The sequence below is a fragment of the Ruegeria sp. CDSC052 genome (genome assembly GCF_059610685.1).
Genome location: NZ_JBXWOB010000005.1, coordinates 35,339 through 49,906 on the forward strand (window position 1 = coordinate 35,339; position 14,568 = coordinate 49,906).

Consider the following 14,568-nt stretch of genomic DNA (forward strand, 5'->3'; position numbering starts at 1 on the left):
ATTATCTGGCGCTTATGAAAATTCTGATCGCCCTGCTTATCTTTCTGCTCCCCGCCGCGGCCAGCGCGAAATGCGTGGTCTTGTTGCATGGTCTTGCGCGGACCGAGGCCTCTTTCACCGTGATGGAGCAGCTGTTCAAGTCACATGACTATTCGGTTGTGCGCCCGGGCTATCCCTCGACCGAGATCGGTATTCCCGAACTGGCCGAACAAACCATTCCTGATGCCTTTGCGTCTTGTGGCGATGACACTGTCAATGTGGTGGCACATTCGATGGGCGGCATTTTGTTGCGCTATTGGCTCAAGGATCATAGCCCGGAAAACCTGGGTCGTGTCGTCATGCTGGGGCCGCCCAATCAGGGCAGCCAACTGGTCGATGAACTTAGCGCGTGGGAGGTGTTCGGCTATCTCAACGGACCTGCGGGCCTTCAACTGGGCACAGGCGCCGAAGGGATCCCGGGTCGTCTACCGCCGGTGGATTTTGAACTAGGTGTTATCGCCGGCGAAAACTCCTTAAACCCGGTATTTTCTTCACTGATTGATGGGCCTGATGACGGTAAGGTTTCGGTTGAAAGCACCAAGGTCGAAGGAATGACTGATCACCTGGTTCTGCCGGTGACCCACACGTTCATGATGAACAATCCGCGGGTCATGGCTCAGGCCCTGCACTTCATCGAATTCGGCCAGTTCGACCCGCAGATCACCTGGCTTGACGGGGTGATGGAAGCTATTGACGAGATCTGCATCGGACAGGATTGCTCGGAACCTGACTCGGAGTCCACGCAATGACCGCATTAAGCCTGACCCTGACCGGTGCAGAGGTTCTTCTGCCCGACGAGGGGCTGACGGATGCCGATCTGTCTATTGCCGATGGCGTGGTTCAGACAGGCCCTGCCGGGCAGCAGATCGACCTGTCAGGATATCTGGTTCTGCCCGGTATTATCGACCTGCATGGTGATGGGTTTGAACGGCACATCGCGCCCCGTCGCGGTGCCATGAAGCAGATGAACGAAGGGATCCTCTCGGTCGAGGCTGAACTGGCGGCCAATGGCATCACCACAGCCGTTCTGGCCCAGTTTTACAGTTGGGAAGGTGGGGTGCGCGGGCCTGAGTTCGCAGGGCAGGTGTTTGATGCCATTGCGGCAGTCAAGGACCACACCGTCACCGATCTGATGCCCCAGCTTCGGTTCGAAACGCATATGCTGGACAATTACGCCGGACTGGCAGAAAAGATTGCGGCTTGGCAGGTGCCCTATGTCGTGTTCAACGACCACCTGCCGCATGACCGTCTGGCTGAGGGGCGTAAGCCCCCGCGTCTGACCGGACAGGCGCTCAAGGCCGGTCGCAATCCCGAGGTGCATTTCGAAATGCTGCTGTCGATGCATGCTCGCCGGGATGAGGTGTATACCGCACTGGATGTACTCTGTACTGCTTTGACAAAGCAGGGCGTCCGGATGGGCAGCCACGATGACGCCACAGCCCAAACTCGCGCCGATTGGCGCGCGCGGGGCGCGCGGATTTCAGAGTTCCCTGAAACGCTGGAAGCCGCCGAGGCCGCCCGCACCGCCGGGGATCACATCATCCTGGGATCGCCCAATGTGGTGCGCGGCGGGTCGCATAAAGGGAATGTTAGCGCGCTGGACCTGATTGCGATGGGGCTGTGCGATGCACTGGCCTCGGATTATCACTATCCCAGCCCGCGCCGGGCAGCCTTGATGCTGGCCAAATCCGGCCTTCTGGACATGGCGGGCGCATGGGCGCTGGTGTCGTCAGGGCCAGCCCGCGTACTTGGGTTGCAAGATCGCGGCACGCTCACCCCCGGGCAGCGTGCCGATCTGGTCATTCTGGAGGCAGATACAAACCGTGTCGCGGCAACGCTGGCTGCCGGGCGCGTCAGCTATATGGCCGGGGATATCGCCGCGCGGTTTGTCGGCTGATTTACCGCGTGATGCGGTTAAAATGACCCATCTTGCGGCCTGCCTTCACCTCGGCCTTGCCATAAAGATGCAGCGCAACATCACGTTCGGTCGCGAGTTCAGGTACGCGGTCCATATCGTCGCCGATCAGGTTCTCCATCACCACGTCTGAATGACGCTGCCCGTCGCCCAGAGGCCAGCCTGCCACGGCACGGATATGTTGCTCGAATTGATCCACCGCGCAGCCATTCTGTGTCCAATGGCCCGAGTTATGCACGCGCGGTGCGATCTCGTTCACGATCAGACCCTGCGGGGTCACGAACAACTCGACCCCCATGACGCCGACATAGTCCAAGGCGTTCAGGATATTTGCCGCCAACAGGATCGCATCTGTGCGCTTTGCTGCGGGCAGGCGGGCAGGGACGGAGGTGGTATGCAAAATGCCATCGCGATGCACGTTCTCACCGGGGTCGAAACAGGCGACCTGACCATCCAATCCGCGCGCGGCAATGATCGAAACCTCATGGCTGAAATCGACAAAGCCTTCCAGGATCGCAGGCGCACCCGCCATGTCTGCCAGAGCAGTTTCAGCGTCATCGGGGCTGCGTAGCCGGGCCTGTCCCTTGCCGTCATAGCCAAATCGGCGGGTCTTCAGGATGGCAGGGGTGCCGATCTGGTCAATCGCAGCCTTCAGGCTGTCCAGATCCGTGATATCGGCGAAGGGTGCGGTATTCAGGCCCAGACCTTGCAAGAAAGCCTTTTCGTTCAGTCGATCCTGACTGACCCGCAGCGCCTCGCGCCCCGGGCGGATGGGGCGGTGGACTTCCAGAATGTCCAGTGCTTCGGTGGGGATGTTCTCGAACTCATAGGTGATGACATCGACTGCTTCGGCAAAGGCCTTGAGGGCCTCGGCATCATCATAAGAGGCGGTGGTCACACGATCCGCCACATGACCCGCAGGCGGGGTCGCACCGGGTTCATAAATATGCGACACAAAACCCAGCCGGGCTGCAGCAACGGACAGCATACGGCCCAGTTGACCGCCGCCCAAAATCCCGATTGTCGCGCCGGGGGCAAGCATTTCCACCATTCTCAACTCTCCAAACGTTTGCCAATAGCGCCAAGTGCTGCGTGCAATACCTTGTGCGCGCCCTGATCTTGCAGGGTCTGTGTCATTTGCAGGCTCAGCGTGCCGTCAGTGGCCAGCGCATCGCGTTCGGCCTCTAGGCGGCCTGCGGCCTTCTTATCCATCGCGTGCAGAAAGCCCGATACCAACTGGGTGGTGTAGAATTCGGCCCCGGCTGCGTCTCCGGTTGTGTCTCCCAGCCAAGTTGCTCCGGTCGCCATCAGGTCCAGAAGGCCGGGGACCATGGCGCAAATGGCGAAATGGGCGTTCAGTGCCGCCTCATCTGCGACCTTGATCACCGGGTTTTCCGGTGCGAACAAATCGGCCAGCAGTTGATCGTTGCCGAAAGCGACCAGCGGGCAGCCACCGGCTTCCAAAAATCCCAGCGGAATGGTTTGCACGATTGCCGGCGCCGGAGAGCAGAGCTCGGTTAGTTCATCTTTCGAGACTGCTGCCATGACCGAGACAATCTGATGGTCGGATCGAAACGTTAAGGCGGCCAGAACGTCCGCAGCGATATGTGGGCGCAGGCACAGGAACACGATCTCGGATGCATCAATCACGGCCTGTGGCGTCGTGACAGACACACCCAGTTCAGCCTTTAGCGCGGTTGAAACCTGGTCATTGCGTTCTGTCACGGAGATCTCGTGCCCTTTACGGGCCAAAAAACGCACCATCGGGGCCGCAATATGGCCCGTGCCGATGAATCCGATCCGGCTCATCCCTCGGGTTCTTCGGGGATTGAGGCCGATAGCGCGTCGCGCCAGGCATCCAGCCGGTCGGCCAGAGCGTTATCCTGCAGCGCCAGAATGCCAGCGGCCATCAATCCCGCATTGGCACCACCTGCCGACCCGATCGCCATAGTCGCAACCGGAAACCCTTTGGGCATCTGAACAATGGAATAGAGCGAATCGACGCCAGACAGTGCCCGCGTCTGCACCGGAACGCCGATCACAGGAACGCGTGTTTTCGAGGCCATCATACCCGGTAAATGCGCGGCCCCGCCGGCCCCTGCAATGATCACCTGCAATCCGCGCGAGACAGCAGTCTTGCCATAGTCCCACAAGCGATCTGGGGTGCGGTGCGCTGAAACGATGCGTTTTTCATAGGCTACGCCCAGCTCATCCAGAATATCTGCGGCTTCTTTCATCGTGGACCAGTCTGACTGGCTTCCCATGATGATCCCCACTTTAACGTCGCTCATCCGCTTGCGTCCCTGCCTTCCAAAAGAGCGCGAACTATAGCCAAATCCGCCTTTGTGGCAATGCGGTTCAGATGTCTCAGGCGATGATATCCGGGGTCAGGCGGTCTTCGATCAGGCGAATGATGTCTTTCAGGCGCAGTTTCTGCTTTTTCAATCGTTTGATCGTCAGTTGATCCGAGGTGCCAGTGGCCTGAAGCGCCTCGATTGCTTCGTCAAGATCACGGTGTTGACGGCGAAAAACTTCCAGCTCTACCCGCAGAACCTCATCAGTTTTCATCGAAAGATCGGTGGGCGCGTTCATTGGCGACTCAGAGTTGTTGTGGTGCTTGTCACACAAGATAGTGTGTCAGGCTTGATCCGGCCAGACCTTGTGGACATCGCTGTATATTCCCATATTCTATTATACGCGGTTGCCAGAATGGGGCCGCACAACACGTCGCTTTGGCAATAAAGGACGAAAATACGTGTCTAAACTTACTCTGGGCTCATACCCGCATCTTTTGGGGTTCGAGCAGTTGGAACGCCTTCTGGAGCGGTCTGCAAAGGCCGGAAATGAGGGGTATCCGCCCTATAATATTGAACAGACCTCGAATTTTTCCTACCGCATTACCTTGGCCGTGGCCGGGTTTGCAGAAGAGGACCTGTCGATTACCATCGAAGATCGACAGTTGGTGATCCGGGGACGTCAGCGCGACGACAGCGAAGGACGTATCTTTCTACACCGTGGGATCGCGGCACGTCAGTTTCAGCGCATGTTCGTGTTGGCCGATGGGGTCGAGGTTGGCGAGGCGATCATTGAAAATGGTCTGCTGCATGTGGATCTGACCCGCGCCGTGCCCGAAACCGTGGTGCAAACGATCAACATAAGGAAGGGGTAAGAGCAATGAATACACCGTTTGAAATCAACGCCGAAGGCGATCGGATCGTCTATGTCAAAACAGTTGAAGTCGCCGATCTACCTCGGGAAGTTCGCGAACAGGCCGGAGATCTGAGCCTGCTATATGCGGTACACGATGCCGACGGCCAGCAACTGGCACTGGTTGCTGATCGCAAGCTGGCGTTTAACCTGGCGCGCGAGCATGATTTTTCACCGGTGGCCGTGCACTAAAGCGGCCTCCGTACGTTTTCCTCGTGACATCCATGGCCTGTCGGGCGAGACAGTCGAACCTATGATGGTTCGAATATCGGAGTGCACGACACATGAACTGGTTCGACTTTGACTGGGTAGACGCCTTCAGCGATCGCGCCTTTGGTGGCAATGGGTGCGCTGTTGTTCATGGTGGGGCAGCTCTGTCCGAAGACGTCTGCATGGCCTATGTGCGCGAGACGTCCTTGGTTGAATGCACCTTTACTGGCCCGTCCGATGTGGCCGATTTCCGGGTTCGTTATTTTCTGGCCAGTCGCGAAATCCCCTTTGCCGGGCATCCCACGATCGCAACCGTAGCTGCAATACAGTCCAGAGGAATGCTGCAAGGCAATACCCTGACGCTTGAAACCGGCGCGGGGATCGTTTCGATCTGCATCAGCGGTGATGAAATCGAGATGACGCAGATTGCACCACAATTCGGCGCCTATGTTCCCGCCGAGCTGGTCGCCTCTGCCATCAGCCTGCCCAAAGAGGCGATTATCTCGCCGCCGCAATTTGTTTCTACCGGGCTGCCCTTCTGTGTCACTGTTCTTCGTGATCACGACGCCCTGCGCGCGGCAAAACTGGTCGAAAGGCCTTTGCGCGAGATTGCCGAAAAGGCGGGCTTTTCCGGCTCCGATATGGCCGAACCTTTTCTTGTAACGCTCAAAGGCGCGACCAAAGCAGGCGATACATTCTCGAGATTGCTGTTGGCCCCGCCCAGCCCGCCCGAGGATCCGTTTACCGGATCTGCCACAGGTGCGATGGCGGCGTATCTCTGGAAACATGGGCTGATGCCAAAGGACGTTTTTATTGCCGAGCAAGGCCATGATATGGGGCGCCCCGGTCAGGCGACTGTTACCCGAGCTGGCCCATCGGATGCGATGACAGGCATCAAGGTCGCCGGTCGCGGGCATATTCTGATGCGGGGTCAGGTCAATTTGCCAGATGCCGGATGATGACAGAACCTGCAATCGCCATATTGCCCTATGGGCATCGGTTAGGGCCGAAACTGGCCACGGTTCCTTTGTCGGAACTGACCTGGCCCGAAGGTTGCCCGGATCGTCTGATCGGAAAAACAGTGGGCGATCTTGCGCACACGGACCATCTGATCATGTACCCCAATTCCACCGTACATCTGCGTCTTCGTCGGGGAACACGTGCGCGGATATCTTTGATGATGGGAGAGCCTTCGGCCATCCATGCCAAACATGATCGCATGTTGCGCTATACGTGGCGGCGGTTCTTCCGGGTGCTGACCTTTCATGATGTTTTGTTGCAAGGTATCCCAAACGCCGTGTTTCTGCCTTATGGCGTGACGATGGTGCCTGATTGGCGAGAACTTTTGGTCGAGAAATCCAAATCCTGTTCTTTGATCGCCTCGGCCAAACGTGATCTCGAAGGACATCAGCTGCGCCATTCCGTGATCGACTGGGTTCGTGAATCCGGGGCAGATGTCGATATTATGGGGCGTGGCTATACTCCGTTTGACCTGAAGTCTGACGGGCTGGCCCCATATCGCTATTCGGTGGTGATCGAGAATGTGCGGGAGCGGAATTACTTTTCGGAAAAGCTGACAGACGCGATCTTGTGCTCGACAGTGCCGATCTATTGGGGCTGTCCCAATATTGGTGATTTCTTCGACACATCCGGGATGATCCTGTGCGATTCCGAGGCCGACATTCGGAGTGCGATTCAAGCCGCTTCGGTCGATGACTATGCCGCGCGTCTAGATGCCCTGCGGGCCAGCCAGTCCAAAGCGGCCGAGTTTGGTGATTTCGAAGGACGCGCCGTCGCCGCCATTCGGGCAGAACTATAATCCAATAGCAAAAGGCCCCCGGAAACCGAGGGCCTTTTGCTTGATTCTTTGCGCAGGTTACGATCCGGCGATCAAACCCATGCTTTCCAGCTTGAGCAGAACCTGGTGGGCACAGTTGTCTACGTCCACATTCTCGGTCTCGACGCTCAACTCAGGATTGGCAGGTACGTCGTAGGGATCGGAAATTCCGGTGAATTCCTTGATCTTGCCTTCACGCGCCAGCTTGTACAGGCCCTTGCGGTCGCGGCGTTCGCATTCTTCGATGCTGGTGGCCACGTGAACCTCGCAAAAAGCGCCGAACGCTTCGACATCTTCGCGGACGGCGCGGCGGGTCGTGGCGTAGGGTGCGATTGGGGCACAGATAGCGATGCCGCCGTTCTTGGTGATCTCGCTGGCCACATAGCCGATGCGGCGGATGTTCAGGTCGCGGTGCTCTTTCGAGAAGCCCAGTTCCGATGACAGGTTCTTACGAACAATGTCACCATCCAGCAGGGTCACCGGACGACCGCCCATCTCCATCAGCTTTACCATAAGCGCGTTGGCGATGGTCGATTTGCCCGAGCCGGAGAAACCGGTGAAGAATACGGTAAAACCCTGCTGACTGCGCGGCGGTTTGGTCTTGCGCAGTTCGGTCACAACCTCAGGGAAGCTGAACCATTCGGGGATTTCCAGGCCTTCGGCCAGACGGCGGCGCAGTTCTGTGCCGGAGATGTTCAGGATCGTGACGTTGTCTTTGTCTGCGATCTCGTCATTCGGTTCGTATTGAGCGCGTTCCTGCACAAAGACCATGTGCTTGAAATCGACCATTTCGACGCCGATTTCATCCTGGAACTGGCGGAACAAATCCTGTGCGTCGTAGGGGCCATAGAAATCTTCGCCGGCTGAGTTCTTGCCGGGGCCTGCGTGGTCACGGCCGACAATGAAATGCGTGCAGCCGTGGTTGGCGCGGATCAACCCGTGCCACACCGCCTCGCGCGGGCCTGCCATACGCATCGCCAGGTTCAGCAGTGACATCGAAGTTGTCGAGGCCGGGTACTTGTCCAGAACAGCCTCATAGCAACGTACGCGGGTAAAGTGGTCCACGTCGCCCGGCTTGGTCATACCAACAACCGGATGGATCAGCAGGTTGGCCTGCGCCTCTTTGGCGGCGCGGAAGGTCAGTTCCTGATGCGCGCGGTGCAGCGGGTTGCGGGTTTGGAACGCAACAATACGGCGCCAACCCAGCTTGCGGAAATAGGCGCGCAGCTCGTTCGGTGTGTCGCGGCGAGCGCGGAAGTCATAGTGAACGGGCTGTTGGATACCAACAACAGGACCGCCCAAGTAAACCTTGCCCGCAGTGTTGTGCAGGTAGTTGACCGCCGGGTGAGCATCGTCATCTGCGCCAAAGACCTTTTCCGCCTCGCGCGCCTTGTTCGGCGTCCAGCGGTCGGTCACAGTCATGGTGCCCAAAATGACACCTTCTTGGTCGCGCAGTGCAATGTCCTGACCCAGTTTGATGCCCTCAGCGAAGTCTTCGCTGACATCCAACGTGATTGGCATCGGCCAAAGGGTGCCGTCGGCCAGGCGCATGTTTTCGACGACATTGTCGTAATCGGCCTCGCTTAGGAACCCTTTCAGCGGGTTGAACCCGCCATTCATCAGCAGTTCCAGATCACAGATCTGACGAGGGCTCAGGTCCCAGCTTGTCAGGTCGGCAGCTTCTACTTTCAGTTTCTGTGCGGACTCGTACGAAACATAAAGTTCAGAGATCGGCGCCAGATTGCTTAACATCGTCATGGGAATTCTCTTGTCGAAGGATGGATTGGCCAGTGATTCAGGGGCGTTTGCCGGGCATGTGCCCCGGCGGCCGGGTGAAGTCCAGATGGATTTATGAAACAAAGGACGATATGCGCGGTTTTTCTCCGGATTGGAAGGATTTTCCACATTTTGACGCGAAACCCGACGACAATCCCTTGGATCAAGGCCAAATAGACCGGTTTGAATGAGTGTGTTCTCAGGCGGCAATCTTGGGGCTGAGGTCGGATGCACGTTCGACCGGCAGGGCAGAAATTGGCCTTGTTACCCCACGCAACTGGAAGGGGCGCAGATCGTTCTGCCAACCGTCATGCCCCGCTGCCTTCAGCAGATCGCCCGAAACCAAAAGCTCGACACCCAACCCCTTGGTCTCGGCCTCCAATCGGCTGGCGACATTCACGGCGTCGCCGATAATCGTGCGGCTTGCAGTGCCCACGGCGCCGATTTCGCCCAGAACCAGATCGCCCAGATGTAACCCCATTCCAATGCGGATAAGCGGGCTGCCCTCGGTTTCGAGTTGCTCGTTGAACCGTTGCAATGCGCGGCTGACATTGGCTGCAGCTTTCATCCCGGCCCGTGCTGAACTTGCAGCATCGGTGGTTTCAAACACTGCCAGCAGCCCGTCACCCATATACTTGTCGACCACACCCCCATCCGAGGTGATGGCTGGTACGATGGCGTCAAAGAACCGGTTGAGCAGGAAAACGATGTCATAGGGCAACTGCCCGGTGGTCAGTGCCGTGAACCCACGCATGTCCAGAAACAGCACCGCCAGTTTACGTTCCTGCCCCTGACTGGCATGGGCGCGATTGCGACCGCTACCGGGATTGTACATCCGAAAGGCCGTGATTGGCTCGGTCGGGCGGATCTGACAGGCCAGGCGTGCGCCTTCGGGTGCTTTTACGGCAGCCAAGCTGCGGGCCTCGATCTCACTGGGGACGGGGAGCTGATCTGCACCATTCTCGACAATAACGCGACAGGTGGTGCAGCGCCCCTTGCCACCACATAGCGCAGTGTGGGGAATGCCGTTGGCCTGAGAAATCTCAAGCAGAGTCATGCCTTTTTCGGCCACAATTTCGGGGCCTTCCACATATTTGATGCGCACCGAATGCCGGCGTCGCAAAATTTTGCGCACCAGAAACACAAGCAATGTAGCGCCAACCGCCAGCCCGAATGCAAGCAGCGTATCTTGCCTCACACCCATCAGAGCCTGAAATGCCTCGGGCGATGGCCAGTTGTAATGTTCTATATACTGATCGCGCAGAAACGGGTCGGCGAAATCAGCCCAGATGCGTCGGCCCTCTGTCAAAAGACCTGCCAGAGCGAAAGACGGAATGAACACGGCGAGCCCGATCAAATAAGGTAGCGTCCTTTGCCACCAGGATGTCAGGCGCAGCCACATGTGAAGACCGATGCAACTGTGGACCCAAACCACCAGCAAAAGCAGGCTTTGTGTCCAGATTGCATAGCTGGGCCACATTAGCGCGATGATATAACCCATCTCATCATTAACCCCGAAAACTGAATGTGCGTATCGGGTGTGAACAAGGTGCGAGATCAGTTGCAGTGGAATCACAAATCCAAGCACCACCTGTAGCCCCAGACTGAAAGGCATTCGCATGGTTCTGCGCTGAGCTAACGAATACAGCGCCAGCCCAAAATGCACGAGCAAGGCCAGATATAGAATCGCGCTGCCGATGTTATTGCGCGTAATGACATGGCGGCCTTTCTGCATTCCGTGGAGATAATCAGTATGAAACAGTCCCAGACCGATATTGATGAAGTGAAAGAAGGCAAAGATGAACAGGATCAGGCCGCTCATGATCCTCAGCCGGGTAGCCCACCCGCCTTGCCATAGTACGCTTTTCACTCGGTTCACCTGTGTTCGTTTTGCTCGCATCTCAGAGTCTGTAACGGCGCAGAGCGGGGGTCAAGCGAAGCCTCTATGCCCCGGCAACCAGGGATGCGGATCCCCATCCAGGCACACTACCTCTGGCGAGGTGCTAAACAAAACCGCATGACTGAGTTCTGGCCGGGATCGCGAGCTGTATAGCAAGCCGTCGGCGCCTTTGGCGCGGGCGTCATCCGAAAATAGCCAGGTGGGTGAGGCGCCTTCTTTTTCGTGGGTATCCTGCCACACGACCGAGGCTTCGCTGCGCCCCCGCAGATCTACCAGCCGAGCGCCGGTGATCCGGCATTTTTGAAGAATGCGTGGTGGATCGGATGGGCAGACATAGCGTTTGATGGCTACTTCGGCACCCTCAGCGCTCAGCGAAGAATAAAGCGCGAATTGGCCCGTATAATGAAAACGCCCCTCTGGCGCCCGTGCTGGGGCCAAAGGGGCGTCTATCTGTGAGAGGAACAGAATTCTCCAGATCGGGCCGGAGAATTCGATCACCTGATTAATCCTGCTCGGCCAGGAACCGTTCAGCATCCAGCGCGGCCATACAGCCCATCCCGGCGCTGGTAACGGCTTGACGGTAGATGTGATCTGTCAGGTCTCCGGCAGCAAAGACACCTGGAATGGAGGTTTCTGTGGAGCCCGGTTTGGTGATCACATAGCCGCCCATATGGGTTTCCAGCGAGTCCTTGACCAGCTCATTCGCGGGTGCGTGGCCGATGGCGATGAAAACACCTTTACAGGGGATTTCGCGAATCTCACCGGTTTTCACATTCTTGACGCGCACGCCTTCGACACCCAAAGGCGCATCGGTTCCGATGACCTCGTCCAGTTCGTGGAACCACAGGGGCTCGATCTTGTCGTTCTTCATCAGCCGATCCTGCAGAATCTTTTCGGCGCGCAATTCATCGCGGCGATGGATCAAGGTGACCTTGCTGGCAAAGTTGGTCAGAAACAGCGCCTCTTCCACGGCGGTATTGCCGCCGCCGATTACAACGATCTCCTGCCCGCGATAGAAGAACCCGTCGCATGTGGCGCAGGCGGAAACGCCAAAGCCTTTGAACTTCTCTTCCGAGGACAATCCCAGCCATTTCGCCCGCGCGCCAGTGGCCAGAATGACCGCATCGGCGGTGTAGATGGTGCCGCTGTCGCCCTTTGCGGTGAACGGGCGTTTCGAGACATCCAGATCGCTGATGATGTCGCCGATGATCTCGCACCCCATCGCGGCGGCATGCTCCTGCATCTTGATCATCAGATCAGGCCCCTGGACTTCGGTAAAACCGGGATAGTTCTCGACCTCGGTGGTGGTCGTCAGCTGTCCGCCCGGCTCGATGCCCTGAACCAGGATCGGTTCCAGCATCGCACGGCTGGCATATACGCCCGCAGTATAACCGGCAGGCCCTGACCCGATTATCAGAACCCTGGTGTGTTTCGTTTCGGCCATGATACCCCCAACTCGATCTGCCTGATACGGGCCTGCGGCCCCTTGGCGAATGGATATAGCGACCCCCTTGAGGCGCTTAAAGCCCCTTCGTGCCGTATCGGAGAATCCGTTTCACAACTCGCGCTAGAAAAATACCTGGAAAACCAAAGAATATTGCGCAAACGCGAAACATTATTGCGCATCCCTTGGGTGCTGATATAACAACCGAAAATTCAGGAGCTTTTTATGGTCGCGACACGGCTGGACGAGATTGACCGCAAGATTCTGGCAGAATTGCAGGCAGACGGTCGCATGACCAATGTAGAGCTCGCGAAACGTGTGGGAATTTCCGCGCCTCCGTGCCTGCGGCGCGTGCGTACTTTGGAGGACTCGGGCCTTATCCGCGGATACCATGCGGAAGTGAATGCGCGTGAGCTGGGTTTTGAGGTTCAGGTCTTTGCAAGCGTCGGATTGGAAAGCCAAGCCGAAGCCGAACTCAGCGCATTCGAGGAACGCTGCCGCGAATGGCCACTTGTCCGTGAATGCCACATGCTGAACGGCGAAGTGGATTTTATTCTGAAATGCGTCGCTCCTGATCTCAGCAGCTTTCAGCAGTTTTTAACAGGCGAGTTGCTGACCACGCCAAACGTAGCCAGCGTTAAAACCTCACTTGTGATACGCGGCGCTAAGGACGAGCCCGGTGTACCGTTTGACGTCCTGGAAGAACGAATGAACCGGACGGCGTAAAGCGCATCCTTTTGTGACGGCTGGTGCACGGCGGCAGAATCGCCGTGACAACCAGAAACAACACCCAACTAATTAAAATCTGCATAAAGCCCCCACTTTGCAGTACTGGTTAAAACTCAGGCAGTGATTGCGTCCACCTCTCCATCTCCGGCACGCGGTAACTGCAGCGGGCCAAAGTCATTCAGCGATTCGACATGCTCGAACAAGTTCAAATAGATTGAGCGAAGCGAATGGCTGATCATCCGAACCGCATTTACGCCTGGATGATATGATTCAAACTGTAATCCGTCTACCTTGATAACCGAATGGCGTTTCAGACAGATGTGAAACAATTCGATTGGGGTAGGCGGTAGCATCTCGATGACGCCCATCCCGTCTTGAAACTCGTGTGCGGGCGTCAAAACAGGAGATCCGCCATACAAGTGCCGCAGATGTGCTGGGGTGCCTAACAGACGCGCAGCCGGACCGACAGTCACGCCTGACATCGGTTTTTGCATTCCGAAGGTATCCGCCATGATGCGTGTCAGCGGGCGCGTGCGACCACGCGAGTCTTCGCGCCCGGGGATCAAAGTAACCGAGCCCTTCCAGACCACGGTTTCCGAAGTTCCATTCTGGGTCAAAACCGTATCGCCAGGTAAAAGATCTTCGATCGCTATCGGCCCGTTTTCGGTTTCGACAAGCGAACCCCGCGTAAAGGCACAAAACGCATCCTCGAACATGGGCAGCGCTGGCGCGATGTGGCGGGTTTGGGATACCTCGCCATTGCTCAACAATGAACTGACCTCATAGCGCCGCAGCTGCGCTTTTTGTTTTGTTGTATTTCTTGGAATCTCGCGCAGCATTGTCGACGTATCGACGGCGTTTCTGGCGGCGCGGGCCAAAGAATGTGGAATAGTCATACTAATTCCGTCCCCTCAAACATCCGCTCAGGAAGGCTGAACCCCCGTACAGGCCCGCCTGATCGGTTTTCTTTGTCTTGAATGCTATGGCGACTTCGAGACGTCGGCTGTAACGGCCGCGCGGTGCGATGGAATTTCGCAAACTCTTGGTCAACACATTGACCCCCCAGACAAACTCACAACTCGCAGACGAAAATTGTCTACGCACACAAACTCCTAAACACATTCACAGAAAGCGTCTGTGAAGCGCCACACACCGGATCGGAGCACCCCCGCTGTGTGTCTTGACCCTCAAAGCCGGCAGAATGGCTTTGGTAGGCCTGTCTAATCAGCGTCGCGAAGCCAAACGGCGCGCCACACTGGCAGAACGGCTGGAAACCCGCTTCCACGGCATCTCCAGTTTTTGCTCTCTGGACGCTTTCAGAACAGCGCTGAGAAAGCGGGATCTTTGTTTCATCCTGTTGTCCTACTCGTTCAAGGCTTAGTGCCTAACGACCCAATCTGAGCCTAACGTGTCGCCATATTGAGGCGGCCATAAGGCTGACGCGGGTTGAATCTGGGACAAAAGAAAGTTGGTTGTTTCCTTTTCTTAATCTAGCCGCGCTCACATTCGGA

Annotated in this window: 17 protein-coding genes; 8 read left to right on the forward strand and 9 right to left on the reverse strand. The window is 57.2% G+C overall.

The genetic code is table 11. The annotated features are described in order from the left end of the window. Window positions 1-14: 14 nt before the first annotated feature. On the forward strand, window positions 15-788 hold the full coding sequence (locus AC2FIM_RS10400; protein WP_142636531.1) for an alpha/beta fold hydrolase: 774 nt from the start codon (window positions 15-17) through the stop codon (window positions 786-788). Then, window positions 785-1,936 (forward strand): alpha-D-ribose 1-methylphosphonate 5-triphosphate diphosphatase, encoded by a 1,152-nt coding sequence (locus AC2FIM_RS10405; protein ID WP_496677631.1) that lies wholly within the window; start codon window positions 785-787, stop codon window positions 1,934-1,936. The genes AC2FIM_RS10400 and AC2FIM_RS10405 overlap by 4 nt, the downstream gene beginning before the upstream one ends. A 1-nt stretch (window position 1,937) precedes the next feature. Here AC2FIM_RS10405 and AC2FIM_RS10410 read toward each other — a convergent pair whose 3' ends face one another. From AC2FIM_RS10410 to AC2FIM_RS10425, 4 genes are all read right to left on the reverse strand, one after another. Next, window positions 1,938-3,005, reverse strand: coding sequence for a 5-(carboxyamino)imidazole ribonucleotide synthase (locus tag AC2FIM_RS10410; RefSeq protein ID WP_142636535.1), 1,068 nt, complete (start codon window positions 3,003-3,005; stop codon window positions 1,938-1,940). A gap of 2 nt (window positions 3,006-3,007) precedes the next feature. Further along, a complete protein-coding gene (locus AC2FIM_RS10415) occupies window positions 3,008-3,763 on the reverse strand; it encodes an NAD(P)-binding domain-containing protein (protein WP_496677633.1) in 756 nt (251 codons plus the stop codon). Further along, window positions 3,760-4,245: a 5-(carboxyamino)imidazole ribonucleotide mutase gene (gene purE / locus AC2FIM_RS10420; protein WP_271949196.1), complete on the reverse strand. Its 486-nt coding sequence runs from the start codon at window positions 4,243-4,245 to the stop codon at window positions 3,760-3,762. The genes AC2FIM_RS10415 and purE overlap by 4 nt, the downstream gene beginning before the upstream one ends. A gap of 76 nt (window positions 4,246-4,321) precedes the next feature. Next, window positions 4,322-4,546, reverse strand: a complete 225-nt coding sequence (locus AC2FIM_RS10425) for a YdcH family protein (RefSeq protein ID WP_037308505.1) — start codon at window positions 4,544-4,546, stop codon at window positions 4,322-4,324. Between the two features lie 163 nt (window positions 4,547-4,709). Here AC2FIM_RS10425 and AC2FIM_RS10430 point away from each other — a divergent pair, with 163 nt between their 5' ends. The 4 genes from AC2FIM_RS10430 to AC2FIM_RS10445 all read left to right on the forward strand — a co-directional run bounded on the left by AC2FIM_RS10430 (window position 4,710) and on the right by AC2FIM_RS10445 (window position 7,190). Continuing rightward, window positions 4,710-5,123: an Hsp20 family protein gene (locus AC2FIM_RS10430; RefSeq protein ID WP_142636541.1), complete on the forward strand. Its 414-nt coding sequence runs from the start codon at window positions 4,710-4,712 to the stop codon at window positions 5,121-5,123. 5 nt (window positions 5,124-5,128) lie between these two features. Further along, the gene (locus tag AC2FIM_RS10435; protein WP_142636543.1) at window positions 5,129-5,353 is read left to right on the forward strand and encodes a DUF1150 family protein; all 225 of its coding nucleotides are present in this window, start codon (window positions 5,129-5,131) and stop codon (window positions 5,351-5,353) included. Between the two features lie 92 nt (window positions 5,354-5,445). Next, window positions 5,446-6,330: a PhzF family phenazine biosynthesis protein gene (locus AC2FIM_RS10440; protein WP_496706697.1), complete on the forward strand. Its 885-nt coding sequence runs from the start codon at window positions 5,446-5,448 to the stop codon at window positions 6,328-6,330. After that, the gene (locus tag AC2FIM_RS10445; RefSeq protein ID WP_496708112.1) at window positions 6,330-7,190 is read left to right on the forward strand and encodes a hypothetical protein; all 861 of its coding nucleotides are present in this window, start codon (window positions 6,330-6,332) and stop codon (window positions 7,188-7,190) included. The genes AC2FIM_RS10440 and AC2FIM_RS10445 overlap by 1 nt, the downstream gene beginning before the upstream one ends. 57 nt (window positions 7,191-7,247) lie before the next feature. On the opposite strand, the gene AC2FIM_RS10450 is transcribed toward AC2FIM_RS10445, so the two are convergent. From AC2FIM_RS10450 to trxB, 4 genes are all read right to left on the reverse strand, one after another. Beyond that, a complete protein-coding gene (locus AC2FIM_RS10450) occupies window positions 7,248-8,966 on the reverse strand; it encodes a bifunctional sulfate adenylyltransferase/adenylylsulfate kinase (protein WP_142636548.1) in 1,719 nt (572 codons plus the stop codon). Between the two features lie 217 nt (window positions 8,967-9,183). Next, window positions 9,184-10,854 (reverse strand): adenylate/guanylate cyclase domain-containing protein, encoded by a 1,671-nt coding sequence (locus tag AC2FIM_RS10455; RefSeq protein WP_271949208.1) that lies wholly within the window; start codon window positions 10,852-10,854, stop codon window positions 9,184-9,186. Between the two features lie 60 nt (window positions 10,855-10,914). After that, complete coding sequence (locus AC2FIM_RS10460; protein ID WP_271949211.1) at window positions 10,915-11,382, reverse strand: RES family NAD+ phosphorylase; 468 nt, start codon at window positions 11,380-11,382, stop codon at window positions 10,915-10,917. A gap of 4 nt (window positions 11,383-11,386) precedes the next feature. Next, window positions 11,387-12,328 carry a thioredoxin-disulfide reductase gene (trxB, locus tag AC2FIM_RS10465; RefSeq protein WP_271949214.1) on the reverse strand — a complete coding sequence of 314 codons (942 nt, stop codon included), beginning with the start codon at window positions 12,326-12,328 and terminating at the stop codon, window positions 11,387-11,389. A 225-nt stretch (window positions 12,329-12,553) separates the two neighbouring features. Here trxB and AC2FIM_RS10470 point away from each other — a divergent pair, with 225 nt between their 5' ends. Continuing rightward, window positions 12,554-13,054, forward strand: coding sequence for an Lrp/AsnC family transcriptional regulator (locus tag AC2FIM_RS10470; protein WP_142636556.1), 501 nt, complete (start codon window positions 12,554-12,556; stop codon window positions 13,052-13,054). Between the two features lie 116 nt (window positions 13,055-13,170). Here AC2FIM_RS10470 and AC2FIM_RS10475 read toward each other — a convergent pair whose 3' ends face one another. Further along, on the reverse strand, window positions 13,171-13,953 hold the full coding sequence (locus tag AC2FIM_RS10475; RefSeq protein ID WP_271949219.1) for a Hint domain-containing protein: 783 nt from the start codon (window positions 13,951-13,953) through the stop codon (window positions 13,171-13,173). A 305-nt stretch (window positions 13,954-14,258) separates the two neighbouring features. Between AC2FIM_RS10475 and AC2FIM_RS10480 the strand changes: the two genes are divergently transcribed. Next, window positions 14,259-14,438, forward strand: coding sequence for a hypothetical protein (locus AC2FIM_RS10480; RefSeq protein WP_185956677.1), 180 nt, complete (start codon window positions 14,259-14,261; stop codon window positions 14,436-14,438). Window positions 14,439-14,568: the final 130 nt, after the last annotated feature.